The sequence below is a fragment of the Methyloversatilis thermotolerans genome, assembly GCF_000372885.1.
In the GTDB taxonomy this organism is placed as follows: domain Bacteria; phylum Pseudomonadota; class Gammaproteobacteria; order Burkholderiales; family Rhodocyclaceae; genus Methyloversatilis; species Methyloversatilis thermotolerans.
The window spans coordinates 3799083-3816450 of the sequence record NZ_KB889967.1; the positions used below are offsets into that span (position 1 = coordinate 3799083).

The following is a 17368-nucleotide window of genomic DNA, read 5'->3' on the forward strand; positions in this document are numbered from 1 at the left end:
AAGTTGTAATGCCAACCTGTCCACGGGGTTTGGGTTCCGGCTCTTGCGCACGGTAAAATCGGGCAAGCCCCCACGAAACGAGCCGATGCGCCCGATCTGCCGCCTGTCCATGTTGCTGATGTGCCTGCCGGCGCTGGCCAGCGCCCAGTTGCGGACCATTCCCGGGGACGCGATCAAGGCGACCATGAAGCCACCGGCCGACGGTTACGCCGAAGTGGGCAAATACACGTTCAAGCTGGCACCCGGTTTGCAGATACGATCCACCGACAACCGCATCGTGCTGCCCATGATGATGGTCAGCGAACAGGTCGTGCGCTACAAGCTGGACGCCCATGGCGATCTGTTCCGCGTGTGGGTCCTGACCGAGGAAGAAGCCGAGCAGGCGGCGCCCAAACAATGAAGCCCGTTTTCCCATGACACGCAAGATTTACATCAAGACCTTCGGCTGCCAGATGAACGAGTACGATTCGGACAAGATGGCCGACGTGCTGGGGGCCACGGAGGGCCTGCAGAAGACGGACCGGCCGGAAGAGGCCGACGTCATCCTGTTCAACACCTGTTCTGTGCGCGAAAAGGCGCAGGAGAAGGTGTTCCACGATCTCGGACGGGTGAAGCACCTGAAACGCGAAAACCCGAACCTCATCATCGGTGTCGGCGGCTGCGTCGCCAGTCAGGAGGGTGCGGCCATCGTCGAGCGTGCGCCCTATGTCGACCTGGTGTTCGGTCCGCAGACGCTGCACCGGCTGCCCGACCTGATATCCCGGCGGCGCGAGAGCGGTCGCCCCCAGGTCGATATCAGTTTTCCGGAAATCGAGAAATTCGATCATCTGCCGCCGGCGCGGGTCGAGGGGGCGACCGCCTTCGTATCCATCATGGAAGGCTGCTCCAAGTACTGCACCTTCTGCGTCGTGCCCTACACCCGCGGTGAGGAGGTATCGCGTCCGCTCGAGGACATCCTGACCGAGATTGCCATGCTCACTGGCCAGGGCGTCAAGGAGGTCACGCTGCTGGGCCAGAACGTGAATGCCTGGCGTGCGCCGATCTCGCGCGATTCCGATGCGGTCGGCGATTTCGCCTTCCTGCTCGAGTGCGTGCACGATCTGCCCGGCATCGAGCGCATCCGCTACACCACCTCCCATCCGCGCGAAATGACGCAGCGCCTGTTCGATGCCTACGCCCGGCTGCCCAAGCTGGTGTCGCAGTTGCACCTGCCGGTGCAGTCCGGATCGGATCGCGTGCTGGCGGCGATGAAGCGCGGTTACACCGCGCTCGAATACAAGGCGGTGGTGCGCAAGCTGCGCGCGGCGCGGCCCGAGCTGTCGCTCACGTCGGATTTCATCGTCGGCTTTCCGGGCGAGACCGAGGAGGATTTCGACAAGACCATGAAGCTGATCGACGATGTGGGCTTCGACGGCAGTTTCAGCTTCGTCTATAGTGCGCGACCCGGGACGCCGGCAGCCGACATGGTCGATGACACACCGCAGGACGTGAAGCTGGCGCGCCTGGCGCGTCTGCAGAAGCGCATCGACGAACAGGCGCAGGCAGTGAGCCGTTCGATGGTGGGCAGTGTGCAGCGCATTCTCGTGGAAGGCGCTGCGCGCAAGGACGCCAGCGAACTGGCGGGCCGAACCGACAACAATCGCGTGGTCAATTTCCCCGGCCCGGCCCGTCTGATCGGTCAATTCATCAACGTCCGCATCACCGGCGCGCTGCCGCACAGCCTGCGCGGCGAGGTGGTCACGCGCGAGGCGGTCAGCGCTTGAAGACGCGGCCGCTCGAACTGGTGCTGGAGCCGCTGGACAATACCCGGCTGGCGAATCTGTGCGGCGTGCTCGACGAGAACCTGCGCCAGCTGGAGACCGCGTACGACGTGGCGATTGCCCGTCGCGGCGAACATTTCCGGGTGAGTGGCGAACCGGGTCAGTCGCAGCGCGCGGCGCTGGCGCTGCGCCACTTCTACAGCGTGGCGGATGAACACCTGAGCGTCGATGCGATACAGCTCGGTCTGGTGGAACTGTCGAACCGCCAGGCGTCGGAGGACGCTGCGGCGCCGGTACTGCACACGCGTCGTGCCAATCTGCATGGCCGTACGCCGCGGCAAACCCAGTACCTGAAACAGATCCAGGAGCACGACATCACTTTCGGCATCGGTCCGGCCGGTACCGGCAAGACCTATCTGGCGGTGGCCAGCGCGGTCGACGCGCTGGAGCGGGAAACGGTGGCGCGCATCGTGCTCACCCGACCGGCGGTCGAGGCGGGTGAGCGGCTCGGTTTCCTGCCGGGCGATCTGGCACAGAAGGTCGATCCTTATCTGCGGCCTCTGTATGACGCGCTGTACGACCTCATGGGATTCGAACGCGTGGCACGCGCCTTCGAGCGGCAGGTGATCGAGATCGCGCCGCTGGCCTATATGCGTGGCCGTACGCTGAACAACGCCTTCATCATCCTGGACGAAGCGCAGAACACCACGCCGGAACAGATGAAGATGTTCCTGACCCGCATGGGCATCGGTTCGAAAGCCGTCATTACCGGTGATCTCACGCAGATCGATCTGCCGCGTGGTCACAAGAGCGGTCTGGCGGAGGCGCGCAAGGTGCTGGCCGATGTGCGCGGCATTGCAGTGACCGAGTTCCTGGCCGAGGACGTGGTGCGCCATCCTCTGGTGGCACGCATCGTGTCCGCATACGAGCGTTTCGAAGCGCAGCGCGAGGCGGAGGAGGCCATGCGCAAGGGGCCGCGCGGCTGACATGCGGCTCAATCTGTCGGTGCAGTACGCAACCGCCCGCGACGCCTGTCCGCCGCGCGAGGATGTGAAACGCTGGGTGCGCGCGGCACTCGATCCGGATGTGATCGGGCGTGCCGACGTTACGGTGCGCTTCGTCGATGCGGAGGAAGGGCGCGCGCTCAATCTTGAGTACCGTGGCCGCGACTACGCGACCAATGTGCTGTCCTTCCCGTACCAACAGGGGGAGCACCTCGCGGGCGACCTCGTGGTGTGCCAGCCGGTGCTCGAGCGCGAGGCCGCTGAGCAGGGAAAGGCTCTTGCCGATCACGCCGCCCATCTCATCGTGCACGGTACCTTGCACCTGCAGGGCTGGGATCACGAAACGTCCGACCAGGACGCCGATGCGATGGAGGACGAGGAAAGGCATATCCTCGGTGGTCTCGGCATTGCCGATCCCTATGCTGCGGATCGCTCGTGCAGTCCCGCCGGCGGGTGAATGCAGAGGGCCGTGGCGACGGGTCATCAGGGAAATTACGGATGACCGACTCGAAAACGACACGCTGGCCGGGTTACACTGGGCCGGTGTTCGTTACCGTTGTCCCGCATGGACAGTAGTTCCTCAACTTCGCAGCGCCCGGGCTTTCTCGAGCGGCTGTCGCATCTGCTGATGCGCGAGCCGGAAGATCGAGAGCAATTGCTGGTGCTGCTGCACTCCGCATTCGAACGCAATCTGCTGGATGCCGATGCCCTCTCCATCATTGAGGGCGCATTGCAGGTATCCGACATGCCGGTGCGCGAAGTCATGATTCCGCGCGCACAGATGGACGTGATCGACATCGACGATCCGCTGGACAGGATTGTCGACATCGCGTTGCGTACCGCGCATTCGCGCTTCCCGGTCATCGGCGAGAACCGTGACGACGTGATCGGCGTACTGCTGGCCAAGGATCTGCTGCGGCTCATGTCGGGCGGCGACGACAGCCTGCGCGACATGCTGCGCCCGGCCATCTTCATTCCCGAATCGAAGCGCCTGAACGTGCTGTTGCGTGAATTCCGCGCCAGCCGCAACCACATGGCGATCGTGGTCGATGAATACGGTGGTGTGGCCGGACTGGTCACCATCGAAGACGTGCTTGAGCAGATCGTCGGTGACATCGAGGACGAGTACGACTTCGACGAATCGGCCGACAACATACGTGTGGATCAGGCCGGTCGCTATCGAGTCAAGGCGGGAACCGAAATCGAGGCCTTCAACGAGGTGTTCGGTACCGGGTTTGACGATGACGCCTTCGACACGGTGGGCGGTCTGGTGATCCATCAGCTCGGCCGCCTGCCCAAGCGTGGAGAGGTGGTGCAGATCGATGCATTGCGCTTCACCGTGTTGCGCGCAGACAGCCGGCGTGTTCACACGCTGATGGTCGACCGTCTTCCGACGCCCGCCATTTCCGCCTCTCACGAATGAGGCGGTCCGTCCGTGCAGTGCTGGCACTTGTTGCCGGCGCGCTGGCTGTCGGCGGATTTGCGCCCTTCGGCTTGTTCGTGCTGCCTCTGCTGGCGCTGGCGGCGCTGCTGTGGCTGCTTGAGGCGCAGACGCCCCGGTCCGCCGCGCTCATCGGTTTCGCCTTCGGGCTGGGCGGTTTCCTCGCCGGCGTGTCCTGGGTCAATGTGAGCCTCAGTCAGTTCGGCGGCATGCCGCTGCCGCTGTCGCTGCTTGCCACCGTGCTGTTCTGCGCCTACCTGGCCCTGTTTCCGGCCGCGGTGTGCGCGGCGCAGCGGATGCTGCGTCCGTCGGCCCTGCTGTCGCCCTGGCTGTTCGCGGCGCTGTGGGTGGGCGGCGAATGGTTGCGCGGCACCGTGTTCACCGGTTTTCCATGGCTGGCGAGTGGCTATGCGCACACGCCTCCCAGCCCGCTCGCCGGATATGTGCCGGTATTCGGTGTGCATGGGGCGGGTTTCGCCGCCGCCGCGATGGCGGGATTGCTCGTGGTCGCGCTGCAAAGACGCATCGCCGCGCGCTCTGCCATGCTGTGGGCTGGCGCGCTGCTGCTGACGGGAGTGCTGCTGTCCCGAGTGGGCTGGACCGAGGCGAGCGGACGCGCGCTTACGGTGAGCCTGCTGCAGGGGAATATCGAACAGAGCATGAAATGGGCGCCGGAGCGTCTGCCGGATTCCATGAGTGCCTATCTCGAGCTGGCACGGGCCTGGCCTGCCGATCTCGTGGTGCTGCCGGAAACCGCGATTCCGCTGCCCTATCATGAGATCGACGCCGGCTGGCTCGCGGCCCTGCGCGCGACCGGTCGCGATGTGCTGATGGGCGCGGTGACGGTGGGTGAGGTGGATGGCCGGCCGCGCTACTTCAACAGCGCGCTGGCCGTCGGCGACGATGGCAAGCGCTACAGCAAGGCGCATCTGGTGCCCTTCGGCGAATTCACGCCACCGCTGTTCGCATGGACGCTGCAGATACTGTCCATTCCGATGTCCGACTTCGGGCGCGGTGCCGCGGTGCAGCCACCGCTCGAACTGGCGGGCGAACGGGTGGCGGTGAACATCTGTTACGAGGACGTGTTCGGTGAGGAACTGATCGCCGCCGCACGCGATGCCACATTGCTCGTGAACGTGTCCAATACCGCGTGGTTCGGTGAATCCTGGGCCCAGCCGCAACACCTTCAGATCGCGCAGATGCGCGCGCTGGAACTGGGGCGTCCGATGCTGCGCGCCACCAATACCGGCATGACGGCGGCAATCCAGCCGGACGGCCGCGTGAGCGCAGTGCTGCCACCGTTCATGCGGGCGGCGCTGCGCGTGAGCGTGCAGGGCCATACCGGCCGCACACCCTTCATGCGCTGGGGCAATGCGCCGGTGCTGCTGCTCGCGCTGCTCGTTGTCATCGCTGCCGCGGTGCAGCGCAAAAGGAACTGAGCCGGTAAAATCGCGCCTTTCCTTCACGGTCAGGCTCCATGTCCGCTGCACCCACATTCCAGGAAGTGCTGCTGCGTCTGTCCCGATTCTGGGGCGAACAGAACTGCGCGCTGCTGCAACCGTACGACATCGAGGTCGGCGCCGGTACCTTCCATACCGCCACCTTCCTGCGCGCCATCGGACCCGAGCCCTGGCGTGCCGCCTATGTCCAGCCTTCGCGCCGTCCGAAGGATGGCCGCTATGGCGAGAACCCGAACCGGCTGCAGCACTATTACCAGTTCCAGGTCGCGCTCAAGCCGTCGCCGCCCAATATCCAGGAGCTGTACATAGATAGTCTCCGTGCACTCGGTCTTGACCCGACCCGGCACGACATCCGTTTCGTCGAGGACGACTGGGAATCGCCCACGCTGGGTGCCTGGGGCCTGGGCTGGGAAGTGTGGCTGGATGGCATGGAAGTGACGCAGTTCACCTACTTCCAGGAAGTGGGTTCCATCCCGTGCAAGCCGGTGCTCGGCGAAATCACCTACGGTGCGGAGCGGCTGGCGATGTATCTGCAGGGCGTCGAGAACGTGTATGACCTGGTGTGGGCGCCCGGCATCAGCTATGGCGACGTGTATCACCAGAACGAGGTCGAGCAGTCGACCTACAACTTCGAACATTCCAATGTCGACTGGCTGTTCCGCCAGTTCGGCGATTACGAATCGGAAGCGAAGCGCCTGATAGCGGCCGGGCTGCCTCTGCCGGGCTATGAAATGGTGATGAAGGCGTCGCACAGCTTCAACCTGCTGGATGCGCGTGGCGCCATTTCGGTTACCGAGCGCGCCGCCTACATCGGTCGCGTCCGCGCGCTGGCACGCCTGGTGGCTCAGGCCTACCACGCTTCGCGCGAGGCGCGCGGCTTTCCGATGGCGGACCTCGGCGATCCGCGCCTGCGTGCGCTGCTCGGCGAAGAGGAATGCCTGCGGATCGAAGCGCTGCGCGCAGCCTGATCCATTTTTTGCCCGAATGTCTTTCGGTCGCGCAAGCGGCCGGTCTGGAAAAGCTATGCAAGCCACATTGCTGGTCGAACTGCTGACCGAAGAGTTGCCACCCAAGGCCTTGTCGCGCCTGGGCGAGGTGTTTGCCGACGCGGTGTTCAAATCGCTGGTCGAGCGCAAGCTGGTGGCCGCCGATGCGCGCACGGATCGCTATGCCAGTCCGCGCCGTCTCGCGCTCACCGTGCAGGACGTGGTCGACCGCGCGCCGGATGCGATGGCCGATGAAAAGCTGATGCCGGTTGCAGTGGCGCTCGACGCCGAAGGCCGGCCGACGCCGGCGCTGTTGAAGAAGCTGCAGGCCAAGGGCATTCCGGTCGAAGCGCTGCCGCAGTTCACCCGCCGCATGGATGGCAAGAGCGAAACGCTGTTCTACGCGATGACGGTGCCGGGTGCCGCGCTGGACGATGTGCTGGCCGGCATCGTGCTCGACGCGCTGAAGAAGCTGCCGATCCCGAAGCTCATGCGCTGGGCCGACTGCGATTTCCAGTTCGTGCGCCCGGTGCATGGCCTGGTCATGCTGCATGGCGAGCGCATCGTGCCGGGCCAGGCTTTCGGCCACGCGTCCGGCCGCAGCACGCGCGGCCACCGTTTCATGGGCGAGGGCGATGTGACGCTGGCGAGCGCGGACGACTACGCGCGCGTGCTGTACGAGCGCGGCGCCGTGATGGCGTCCTTCGACGCGCGGCGCGCCCTCATCGTGCAGCGACTCGATCAGGCCTGCCGCGCGCTGGGCGAAGGCGTGCGCCATGTCGATGACGCCGCGCTGATCGACGAGGTGACCGCGCTGGTCGAGAACCCGAATGTGTATGTCGCGCAGTTCGAGCCGGAATTCCTTGCCGTGCCGCAGGAGTGCCTCATCCTGACGATGAAGGCCAACCAGAAGTACTTCCCTCTGCTCGATGCGGACGGCCGCCTGCTGAACCGCTTCCTTGTCGTGTCCAACATGCAGGTGGAGGACCCGCACAACATCGTGGCGGGCAATGAGCGCGTGGTGCGTGCGCGCCTGTCCGATGCGCGCTTCTTCTTCGAGCAGGACAAGAAGACGCCGCTCGCCGCGCGCGTTCCGAAGATGGAATCTGTGGTCTATCACAACCGCCTGGGCAGCCAGTTCGATCGTGTCATGCGCATCCAGCGTCTGGCCACCGATATCGCCGCGCGCCTCGATGCCGACGTGATGCAGGCTGCGCGCGCCGGCATGCTGGCCAAGGCCGACCTGATGACCGATATGGTGGGCGAGTTCCCGGAACTGCAGGGACAGATGGGCCGCTATTACGCGATGCACGATGGTGAGGCGGAGGGGGTGGCGCAGGCGATAGACCAGCACTACCGCCCGCGTTTCGCCGGTGACGCGCTGCCGCAAGGTCCGGTCGCCTGCGCTGTGTCGCTGGCCGACAAGATCGACGCGCTGGCCGGTTTCTTCGGCATCGGCCAGATCCCGACCGGTGACAAGGATCCATTCGCACTGCGCCGCGCCGCGCTGGGTGTGCTGCGCATCCTGATGGAGACGCCGCTGCCGCTCGATGTCGCGGAACTGATCGCCGCGGCGCGTGGCGGCTTCCGTGCCGGCCAGGTCGGTGAGGGAGACGCCGCTGGTTTCGAGATGCAGTTGCTGGACTTCATGTTCGAGCGGCTGCGCAACCTGCTGCGCGACGCGCAGCACGATGCGCGCGCGATCGATGCGGTACTGGCGCACAGACCGACCCGCGTCGACCTGGTGCCCGCCAAGCTTGCCGCCGTGGTCGCGTTCTCGTCGCTGCCCGAGGCACAGTCGCTGGCGGCCGCGAACAAGCGCATCGTGAATATCCTGAAGAAGGCCGACGCGGTGGGTAGCCAGGTGGAGGCCGCGCTGTTTGCCGAAGCGGCCGAGCGCGAGCTGCATGCGGCGCTGCTCGCCATCCGGCCGGCTCTCGATGCGGATCTGGCCGCGGGTCGCTATGCCGGAGCTCTGTCTGCGCTGGCCGGCTTGCGTGCGCCGGTAGACCACTTCTTCGACAAGGTGATGGTGAATGCCGATGATGCCGCCGTGCGGGCAAACCGGCTTGCGCTGCTGGCGTCGCTCGCCGCCGCGATGAATGCGGTGGCCGACATTTCGCGGCTGGAACTGAAGGACTGACAGCGAAGGACAGGCGTGAAACTCATCATCCTCGACCGCGACGGCGTCATCAACTATGACTCCGACCAGTTCATCAAGTCGCCGCAGGAATGGCGACCGATAGAAGGGTCGATGGAGGCGATCGCGCTGCTCAACCAATGGGGCTGGCGCGTGGTGGTCGCGAGCAATCAGTCCGGTGTCGGACGCGGCCTGTTCGACATGGATACGCTGGCCGCCATCCACGACAAGATGCACCGCACGGTGGCGCAGGCGGGCGGACGCATCGACGCCATCTTCTTCTGTCCGCACGCGGCCGATTCGCGCTGTGCCTGCCGCAAGCCCAAGCCGGGCATGCTGCTCGAGATCGCCGAGCGCTTCAGCGTCGATCTCGCCGATGTGCCGGTGGTGGGCGACAGCCTGCGCGACCTGCAGGCTGCCGTCAGCGCCGGTGCGCAGCCGGTGCTGGTGCGCACCGGCAAGGGCGTGAAGACCGAATCGGATCCGGATCTGCCGCCCGGCACGCGTACATTTGATAACCTTGCGGCCTTTGTACGCGCACTGACCGTGACCGCCGATTGATGACCTTCCTGCGTTCGCTGCTGTTCTTTCTCGTCCTGTTCATCATCACGCCGCCATTTTCCCTGGTTGCCATCGTCGCGCGCATGGTGCTGCCGCCGCGGATGCGTTATCGCGTGATCGGCATATGGACCCATCTGGTGATGTGGTCGCTGCAGTACATCGTCGGCCTGCGTCATCGCGTGATCGGCACGGAGAACCTTCCGCGCGGCAAGGCCATCGTGCTGTGCAAGCACCAGTCGGCGTGGGAAACGCTGGCGCTGCAGGTGTTCCTGCCGCCGGTTGCCTTCGTGTTCAAGCGCGAACTGTTGCGCATCCCTTTCTTCGGCTGGGGGCTGGGCTGCATGCCGATGATCGCGATCGATCGCGGCGCGGGCAAGGATGCGCTCGCCCAGGTCGAGGAGCAGGGGCGTCGGCTGCTCGATCTCGGATTCTGGGTGACCGTGTTCCCCGAAGGCACGCGCATGCCGCCCGGGCAGACGCGACGCTACAAGGTTGGCGGCGCCCGGCTCGCCGAAGTGACCGGCGTGCCGGTGGTGCCGATCGCGCACAATGCCGGCGACTTCTGGAAGCGCAATGCCTTCCTCAAGCATCCGGGGGTCATCACCGTCAGCATCGGACCGGCCATCGACACGCGGGGCTTGACGGCGGAACAGATCAACGGGCAGGCTCAGGTCTGGATCGAAGGCGAAATGCGACGACTGTTCCCGCATCATTATGAAGCGCACTCCTTGTCCGCAACAGCTTGAATTGGCGCTCGACTTGCCCGACAACGCGCCGCCCCCGCCGCGCGGCCGGCACATCGTGCTCGGCCAGCAGATCATCGAGTATGCGTTGCGCCGTTCGCGCCGCAATTCGATCGGTTTTTCCATCGGCGAATCCGGGCTGCGCGTGACCGCGCCGCACTGGGTGACCCTGCCGCAGATCGAAGAGGCGCTGCGCGAGAAGCAGCGCTGGATATTCACCAAGCTGGGTGAAGTGCGCGCGCGCCGCGCCCCGGTGCGTACCGACTGGCGCGACGGTGCCCGGATTCCCTTCCTCGGCGAACAGGTCACGATACGACTGGGCGATACCTGCGCGCGGCCGCTGGTCGACGATGGCCTGCTGCGGCTGCCGCTGCCCGCCGATGCCGATCACGATCGGGTACGCGATGCGGTGTGCGGCTTCCTGCAGCAGGAGGCGCTGTCGCTGTTCGAGCGCCGCGCGACCGAACTGGGTGCGCGCATCGACGTGGCACCGAGCCGCGTCGTGCTCAGTTCGGCCAACACCTTGTGGGGCTCGTGCACGGCCGAAGGCGTGATACGGCTGAACTGGCGGCTCATCCACTTTTCGCATGCGCTGATCGACTACGTGATCGCGCACGAACTGGCGCATCTGAAGGAACTGAATCACTCGCGCGCGTTCTGGGATACCGTGGCCGCCATCCTGCCGGGATTCGAAGCGGCCCGGCGGGAACTGCGCTCCCATCATCCGGGACGCATCGTCGCACCCTGAACAGGAGGTTTCATCATGCGCATCCTTCACACCATGCTGCGCGTCGGCAATCTCGACCGGTCCATCGATTTCTACACCCAGGTGCTCGGCATGCGGGTGCTGCGCAGGCAGGATTATCCGGAAGGTCGTTTCACGCTGGCCTTCATCGGCTACCAGGAGGAGTCCGAGGGCGCGGTGATCGAACTCACGCACAACTGGGACACCGGACAGTACGAGCTCGGCACGGCCTATGGTCACATCGCGCTCGAGGTCGGTGACGCCTATGCCACCTGTGAGCAGGTGAAGGCGCGCGGAGGCAAGGTCGTGCGCGAGGCCGGACCGATGAAGCACGGTACGACGGTGATCGCCTTCGTCGAGGATCCGGACGGCTACAAGATCGAGTTCATCCAGCGTGCGACCTAGGGCAGGGACCTGATCAGTTCCGTCGTCAGGCGGGCAGTTCCTGGCGCAGTTCGCCGGCGAGTGTCTCGACCGCGTCGGCCAGACGCTCGACCAGCGCGGCAATCCGCCCGGCATCCAGCGAAGCCTCGCTCGCCCGCTCGAGCTGCGCGGCGATGCTCGCAGCCGGCGCCGCGCCGAAATTGCGGATCGCACCCTTGATGGCGTGGGCCTGTTCCGGTATCCGCGCGGCTGGCGCCTCGCGCAGATCGCGCAGCATGTTCGGGTAGTCCTGCAGGAATACACCGATGATGGTGTGCAGCAAGGCCTCGTCCCCGCCAAGATTGTCCAGCGTGAAGCGGCGGTCGAACTGGCGGCTGTTTTCGTGCGTGGCATCCGGTTCCGGGCGCATCGCGGCGGGAGGCTGCAGCGCGGCCTGCCCGACCGCCTCGGCGATGGCCTGGACCAGTGCGGGCACGCGTATCGGCTTGGACACATAACCATCCATGCCTGCGTTCAGGCAACGCTCACGGTCGCCGGCCATCGCGTGTGCGGTCATTGCGACGATGGGTGTGCGGCGCGCCCGCTCGCGTGCCCTGATGTGGGTGGTGGCATCCAGTCCCCCCATCTGCGGCATCTGCACATCCATCAGGATCAGGTCATAGCGGTTCTTCAATGCCAGCGTCACGGCTTCGAGGCCGGTGGATGCGACATCCACCCGGTGACCCAGCCGCTGCAGGAGCTTCACGGCGAGTGCCTTGTTGACCTCGTTGTCCTCGGCAAGCAGCACCGCCAGTCCGGGCATCGACGTCACGCCCCCGGCAGCGCCGCCGCGCGGGGAAGCGCCGCTGCCCGGCTGGCGCAGCAGCGCTTCCATCACGGCGGTCGCGGTGAACGGAGCGCTCAAGGTCGCGCTGACCGGGGGGGGCAGCGTGTCACGCTCGTGCTTGCCGTCGACGATGAGTACCACCGCGGGCGGAAGCCGCTCCCGCATCCGCAAGGCCTGCAGTAGCCCCCAGTCGTTGCGGCAGGCCATGTCATGGGGCATGAGCAGCACTCCGGCCGGTTCGAGCGTGCCCGAATCAAGCGCGTGCAGGCAGGCGAGCGCATCGGAGAAGACGTGGCACTGCACGCGCATCGAGCGCAGCAGCTCGACAAGGGTGTCCCGTCGCGGTGAATCTTCGTCTATCAACCACACTCGCACCGCGTCGGCGCGTGTCGACGTGAGCGACTCGAGATCGTGCAGCGATGCGGCGGCCAACGATATCGCGAAGTGGAAGGTGGAGCCCTCGCCGGGCTGGCTCACCACGCCCAGCTCGCCACCCATGCGGCTGACCAGACGACGGCATATGGCCAGTCCGAGGCCGGTGCCGCCGAAGCGTCGGGTCGTGGAAGAATCGGCTTGCGAGAAGGCCTCGAAGATGAGCCCCTGCTTGTCCCGAGGAATGCCTATGCCGGTATCGCTGACCGCGAATCTGATCGTCTGCGCGGCCGGCGATGCCGGCCCCTCCTGCGTCACGCTCAGTTCCACGCTGCCCCGATCGGTGAACTTCAGTGCGTTGCCCAGCAGATTGCTCAGCACCTGGCGCAGCCTGACGGGATCGCCCACCACGCCATCGGTCACCGACGGGTCGATGTAGCAGCTCAGCGATACCGGACGCTCCGGCTTCGGCATCATGGATCGCACCATGCCTCCGACCACTTCGCGCAGGCTGAATGGAATGTGTTCGAAGTCCAGATGGCCCGCCTCGATCTTCGAGAAGTCGAGGATGTCGTCGATCAGCGTGAGCAGGGTGTCCGACGACTGCTTCACCAGCGTGAGGTATTCGCGCTGTTCCGCATCGAGCTCGGTGTCGAGAGCCAGTTCGGTCATGCCTATGATCGCGTTCATCGGCGTGCGTATCTCGTGGCTCATATTGGCCAGAAAATCGCTCTTCGCACGGTTGGCGGCTTCCGCCGCATCGCGCGTGCGCATCATTTCCGCCTGCGCCGCGCGTCGTTCGCTGATGTCGGAAATGAAGGCGGTAAACAGCGTGCGCCCCTTCATGTGTGTCGAGGCCATGGTCACCTGTGCCGGGAAGCGGCGGCCGCTGCGGTGGCGGATGTCCATTTCCATGCGTTGGCCGATGACCGAACTGAAGCGCTGACCCAGCCATTGCAGGAGATCGCTCTGGTTGGGCGCGCGGTCTTCCACGCCGACCAGCAGGTCGATCACCGGATGCTGCATCGCCTCTGTGGCACTCCACCCCAGCATGCGTTCCGCGGCGGGGTTGAATTCGATCACGTTGCCGAAGCTGTCGAAGGTGATCACCGCGTCGATGGCCGCTCCAAGGATGGCGACGGTGCGCGCTTCGCTCTCTGCCAGCGCGGTGCGCTGGTTGTACAGACTGAGCGAGGCCCAGTTCAGGGCCTGCGCCAGGCGGTCGGTGTCCAGCGAACCGGTGCGTACCGGCAGGGTTTCCCCGGTGGGCTGCTCGAGTTTTTCGGCGAACTCGGTGCATTGTTGCAAGGCGCCGAGTGGCCGCTTCAGCGCGATGTGGAAGATGACGACACCGATCAGCACCGACAGCAGCGCCTGCAGCAGCGAGTCCTGCAGGATGCTCGCATGGGTCGAGCGCGCCTCGGGGGTGTCGGTTTCGGTACGCAGCCAGACAGTCTGGCCATTGCCGGTCAGAGGCACCCAGGTGATGATGGCAAGGTGACCGGTCGGGCTGAAGGATTGCTGGCGCGTGCGTGCGATCAACCCCTGGGGGGGCGTGTCGTCGGGAATCCTGTGCGCGGCCCGCCACGTCGTGTGCGTGTGCTCGAACGCCGAAATGACGCGTCCATCGGGGGCGACAAGCGCAGCGGCCAGCAGGTCGGGGGTATCGGGCAGATGGGGAGACAGGGTGATCAGCGCATCCGAATCGCGGTCCACTTCCGACAGGATGTGCTGCGCGATGCCGCGAGCTTCGCTCAGGGCGTTGCGCTCCAGCAGGCGCAGAATCTGTGCCGATTGTTCCTGTGCGGTATAGAGGGCATTGCCCACGGCACCGCTGCCGCACACCAGAGCGAACAGCACCGTGATGCGCCCGATCAGGCGGGGGGAGAAGCTGCGGACGACGCTCACGGGGCGAAACATCCGCCAGCGCGGGCACCCCTGGGGATGGCCGCATGCATGCGATCAATGGCGGTAGGGCCGCGACTGCGCACGGTGTCAGTCCTGATAGCGCGCACGGATGTCGAGCACGTCGTCCCAGCGCGCCATCATGGCGTCGACGCAGGCAGGGTCGAAATGGCTGCCGCGTCCGGCGATGAGGAAGGCGTGCGCGCGATCGATGTCCCAGGCTTTCTTGTAGGGCCGCTCCGAGGTCAGGGCGTCGAACACGTCAGCCAGTGCGACAATGCGACCGACCAGGGGAATGCGCTCGCCGCTGAGCCCGCGCGGATATCCGCTGCCGTCGTACTTCTCGTGATGAGTGAGGGCGATGGTGGCTGCCAGTTGCATGTAGGGCGAAGCGGAATCCTTCAGGATTTCGTGACCTATGCTGGCATGCCGCTTCATGATCTCGAATTCCTCCGGGGTCAGTCGACCCGGTTTAAGCAGGATATGATCCGGCGTGCCCAGTTTGCCTACGTCGTGCATCGGGGCGGCAATCAGAAGCCCTTCCTGCAGATCGGCGTCGAGCTCGAGTTCCTGCGCGATCAGCGCGGCGACATGGGCCATGCGTAGAATGTGCGCGCCGGTTTCCGGGTCGCGGAACTCGGCGGCACGCGCAAGCTTGTTGAGCGTTTCGCGCTCGCGTTCATAGATTTCGGCGGTGGCGCGCCGGACTTCCTCCTGCAGCATGCTGGCGTGCTGGGCGAGCGCTACCTGACCGCGGCGCAAGGACAGCATGTTCTTGACGCGTGAGGTGAATTCGATGCGGTCGACCGGCTTGGTCAGGAAGTCGTTCGCGCCCGATTCGAGCGCGCGGTAGCGTACTTCGCGCTCGTGGTCGGCGGTCACCATCAGGATGGGGGTCTGTTGCAGGGTGGGCGTGCTGCGCAGACGATGTATGAGTTCGATGCCATCCATGTCCGGCATCATGTAGTCGATGATGATGAGATCGGGATCATGGTGCCGGCAGTGCGCCAGCGCATCGAAAGGCGAAAGGAAGCACGTGGGCCGGGCGTCCGGCAGCTTGCCCAGCAGGGCGGACATCAAGGTGAGGTTGACTTGCGCATCATCGACAACCACGACATCCATCCGAGCTACTCCCTGGCGTTGTTCAGTTTCGGGGCCGAGACCGGAATACCTGGTGTGACCGTCCGCTCCTCCTCAGTGGTACTTATCGGCGAGGTGTCCCGGGCCTTTAGTTTCGCGGGCCTGGCGCGTCTGAAAATCCGTTCGACCCGGTGCCATGGCGTTCGCAGCGTCGCCGATGAATGAAATCCGCCGTTTGCATGCTCCCCGTCCCGGTCGGGTGGTTTCGACGTGGCGCGCGCGGCAGGCCGGATGTTTCGCTGCACGGCATGTCGCTGCGGGAAGATACCGCGCGTCAAAACGTTTTCCCGCACCCCGGGTGAGCAGGCAGGGAGAGGTCCGGTCGTGACGACGCTTTGCGAAGGGTACCGCCGCCCCCGCCTCCCGGGCTCACCACGCGCCGATCAACTGAGGTTTTCGGGATGAAGGATCACGATCGCGAACCGGACGCACCGTACAGACTGCGTTCATCGGCGCTGCGCAACTGGCTGCGCGGCTTGTCCTTCCGCGACATGTTTGCGCTGGGCATTCCGGCGCTGCTCGTGGTGGCCGCCGGCTTCTGGGTGGCGGCGAAGTACATCAAGCCTGCGCCGCCGGGTCACATGGACATCAGTTGCGGCGCTTCGGGTTCGGCCTACGAATCGTCGTGCGCCGCCTACCGGTCGTACATCCAGCCCTTTGGCGTGGAAATGCGCCCGTTGCCGAGCGCAGGATCGGTGGAGAACCTGAACAGACTGCGCAGCAAGGGGCAGTCGGTGGATTTCGCATTGGTACAGGGGGGAACCGCTGGCGAGCACGTGTCCGGCCTGTTGTCGCTCGGTGCCGCATACTACGAGCCCTTGTGGGTGTTCTACCGCGGGCGGCCCGGCCTCGACCGCCTGGACCAGCTCAAGGGCTTGCGCATAGGCATCGGTGCGGAAGGCAGCGGCAGCCGCCATCTGGCATTGCAGTTGCTCGCGGCTCATGGCATGGCGAACGAACGCCGGCTCCTTCCGCTCGGCGGTCTGGAAGGCGCATCGGCGCTGCGCGCGCGCCGCATCGACGCACTCATCGTGGTGGGCCCGGTGCATTCGGCCAGCGTGTGGTCGCTGCTCTACGCCGAAGGCGTTTCTCTGATGAACTTCGCCCAGGCGCAGGCCTATGCCCGGCGCTTCCCGCATCTCTACCCCCTGACCTTGCCGCGCGGGGCGGTCGATTTCGTGCGGGACATTCCTCCGGCCGACGTTTCGCTGGTGGGCACCCAAGCATATGTCGTCGCGCGCGAGGATACGCATCCGGCACTGATAGACCTCATGCTGGGCGCGATGAAATCCACTCATGCCGAAGCCAATGTGTTCCAGCGACCGGGCGAATTCCCGAAAGCCGATGGCGGTGACTTTGAACTGCATCCGCGTGCCCGCCGCTTTCACGAATCGGGTCCGCCCTTCCTGCAGCGCTACCTGCCGTTTTCGGTCGCCAATCTGCTCGATCGCATGATTGTGCTGCTGGTGCCGCTGCTGGCCCTGGCCGTGCCGCTGTTCCGCATATTGCCGCAGCTCTATGTATGGCGTGTGCGCAGCAAGCTTTACCGGTGGTATGGAGAACTCAAGGACGTCGAGCGTCAGGCGCTGTCGGGAGAGAGCGACCGCGGCCTGAACGAGTGGCTGCGCGACCTCGACCGTATCGAAGCCGCGGTATCGCGCATCCATGTGCCGCTCGCGCACTCCGATTATCACTATCAGTTGCGGGCGCACATACATATGGTCAGGGGCCGGCTGCAGGGCATGGCGACGCCCACGAATGGAACTGCCGAGGCTGCTCGGCAACAAAGCGATGCGGTTGCGACGGAAAACGTCTGATGCTTCGCCGTCCGGTTGGGCAGCGTCCGTTCTCGTGCCCGCTCGCTTACGCGCGTCTGCTGTTACAAACATTCGTGCTTGTAT

15 protein-coding genes are annotated in these 17368 nt (G+C 65.2%); 13 read left to right on the forward strand and 2 right to left on the reverse strand.

The annotated features are described in order from the left end of the window. Window positions 1-85: 85 nt before the first annotated feature. From A3Q7_RS0117305 to gloA, 12 genes are all read left to right on the forward strand, one after another. Window positions 86-400 (forward strand): hypothetical protein, encoded by a 315-nt coding sequence (locus A3Q7_RS0117305; RefSeq protein ID WP_018413175.1) that lies wholly within the window; start codon window positions 86-88, stop codon window positions 398-400. A 13-nt stretch (window positions 401-413) separates the two neighbouring features. Further along, on the forward strand, window positions 414-1763 hold the full coding sequence (gene miaB / locus A3Q7_RS0117310) for a tRNA (N6-isopentenyl adenosine(37)-C2)-methylthiotransferase MiaB (protein WP_018413176.1): 1350 nt from the start codon (window positions 414-416) through the stop codon (window positions 1761-1763). Beyond that, window positions 1760-2746, forward strand: a complete 987-nt coding sequence (locus A3Q7_RS0117315; RefSeq protein WP_018413177.1) for a PhoH family protein — start codon at window positions 1760-1762, stop codon at window positions 2744-2746. Before miaB ends, A3Q7_RS0117315 begins: the two co-directional genes overlap by 4 nt. A gap of 1 nt (window position 2747) precedes the next feature. Then, on the forward strand, window positions 2748-3221 hold the full coding sequence (gene ybeY / locus A3Q7_RS0117320) for an rRNA maturation RNase YbeY (protein ID WP_018413178.1): 474 nt from the start codon (window positions 2748-2750) through the stop codon (window positions 3219-3221). 108 nt (window positions 3222-3329) lie between these two features. After that, entirely contained in the window at window positions 3330-4187 is an 858-nt protein-coding gene (locus A3Q7_RS0117325; protein WP_026224975.1) for an HlyC/CorC family transporter, read from the forward strand. Beyond that, window positions 4184-5644, forward strand: a complete 1461-nt coding sequence (lnt, locus tag A3Q7_RS0117330; RefSeq protein WP_018413180.1) for an apolipoprotein N-acyltransferase — start codon at window positions 4184-4186, stop codon at window positions 5642-5644. Before A3Q7_RS0117325 ends, lnt begins: the two co-directional genes overlap by 4 nt. Window positions 5645-5682: 38 nt before the next feature. Continuing rightward, a complete protein-coding gene (gene glyQ / locus A3Q7_RS0117335; protein WP_018413181.1) occupies window positions 5683-6633 on the forward strand; it encodes a glycine--tRNA ligase subunit alpha in 951 nt (316 codons plus the stop codon). 55 nt (window positions 6634-6688) lie between these two features. Further along, window positions 6689-8794 carry a glycine--tRNA ligase subunit beta gene (gene glyS, locus A3Q7_RS0117340; protein WP_018413182.1) on the forward strand — a complete coding sequence of 702 codons (2106 nt, stop codon included), beginning with the start codon at window positions 6689-6691 and terminating at the stop codon, window positions 8792-8794. Between the two features lie 15 nt (window positions 8795-8809). Then, window positions 8810-9352 (forward strand): D-glycero-beta-D-manno-heptose 1,7-bisphosphate 7-phosphatase, encoded by a 543-nt coding sequence (gmhB, locus tag A3Q7_RS0117345; protein ID WP_018413183.1) that lies wholly within the window; start codon window positions 8810-8812, stop codon window positions 9350-9352. Further along, window positions 9352-10098, forward strand: a complete 747-nt coding sequence (locus A3Q7_RS0117350; RefSeq protein ID WP_018413184.1) for a lysophospholipid acyltransferase family protein — start codon at window positions 9352-9354, stop codon at window positions 10096-10098. Before gmhB ends, A3Q7_RS0117350 begins: the two co-directional genes overlap by 1 nt. Further along, window positions 10067-10843 (forward strand): M48 family metallopeptidase, encoded by a 777-nt coding sequence (locus tag A3Q7_RS0117355; protein ID WP_232418019.1) that lies wholly within the window; start codon window positions 10067-10069, stop codon window positions 10841-10843. Before A3Q7_RS0117350 ends, A3Q7_RS0117355 begins: the two co-directional genes overlap by 32 nt. A gap of 15 nt (window positions 10844-10858) precedes the next feature. Continuing rightward, complete coding sequence (gene gloA, locus A3Q7_RS0117360; protein ID WP_018413186.1) at window positions 10859-11245, forward strand: lactoylglutathione lyase; 387 nt, start codon at window positions 10859-10861, stop codon at window positions 11243-11245. A gap of 25 nt (window positions 11246-11270) precedes the next feature. Here the strand turns inward: gloA and A3Q7_RS0117365 are convergent, their stop codons facing one another. Both A3Q7_RS0117365 and A3Q7_RS0117370 read right to left on the reverse strand, forming a co-directional pair. Continuing rightward, window positions 11271-14330 (reverse strand): hybrid sensor histidine kinase/response regulator, encoded by a 3060-nt coding sequence (locus A3Q7_RS0117365; RefSeq protein WP_232418020.1) that lies wholly within the window; start codon window positions 14328-14330, stop codon window positions 11271-11273. 87 nt (window positions 14331-14417) lie between these two features. Then, a complete protein-coding gene (locus tag A3Q7_RS0117370) occupies window positions 14418-15449 on the reverse strand; it encodes an HD-GYP domain-containing protein (protein WP_018413188.1) in 1032 nt (343 codons plus the stop codon). Window positions 15450-15868: 419 nt separating this feature from the next. On the opposite strand from A3Q7_RS0117370, the gene A3Q7_RS0117375 reads away from it, so the two are divergent. Further along, window positions 15869-17284 (forward strand): TAXI family TRAP transporter solute-binding subunit, encoded by a 1416-nt coding sequence (locus A3Q7_RS0117375; RefSeq protein ID WP_018413189.1) that lies wholly within the window; start codon window positions 15869-15871, stop codon window positions 17282-17284. Window positions 17285-17368: the final 84 nt, after the last annotated feature.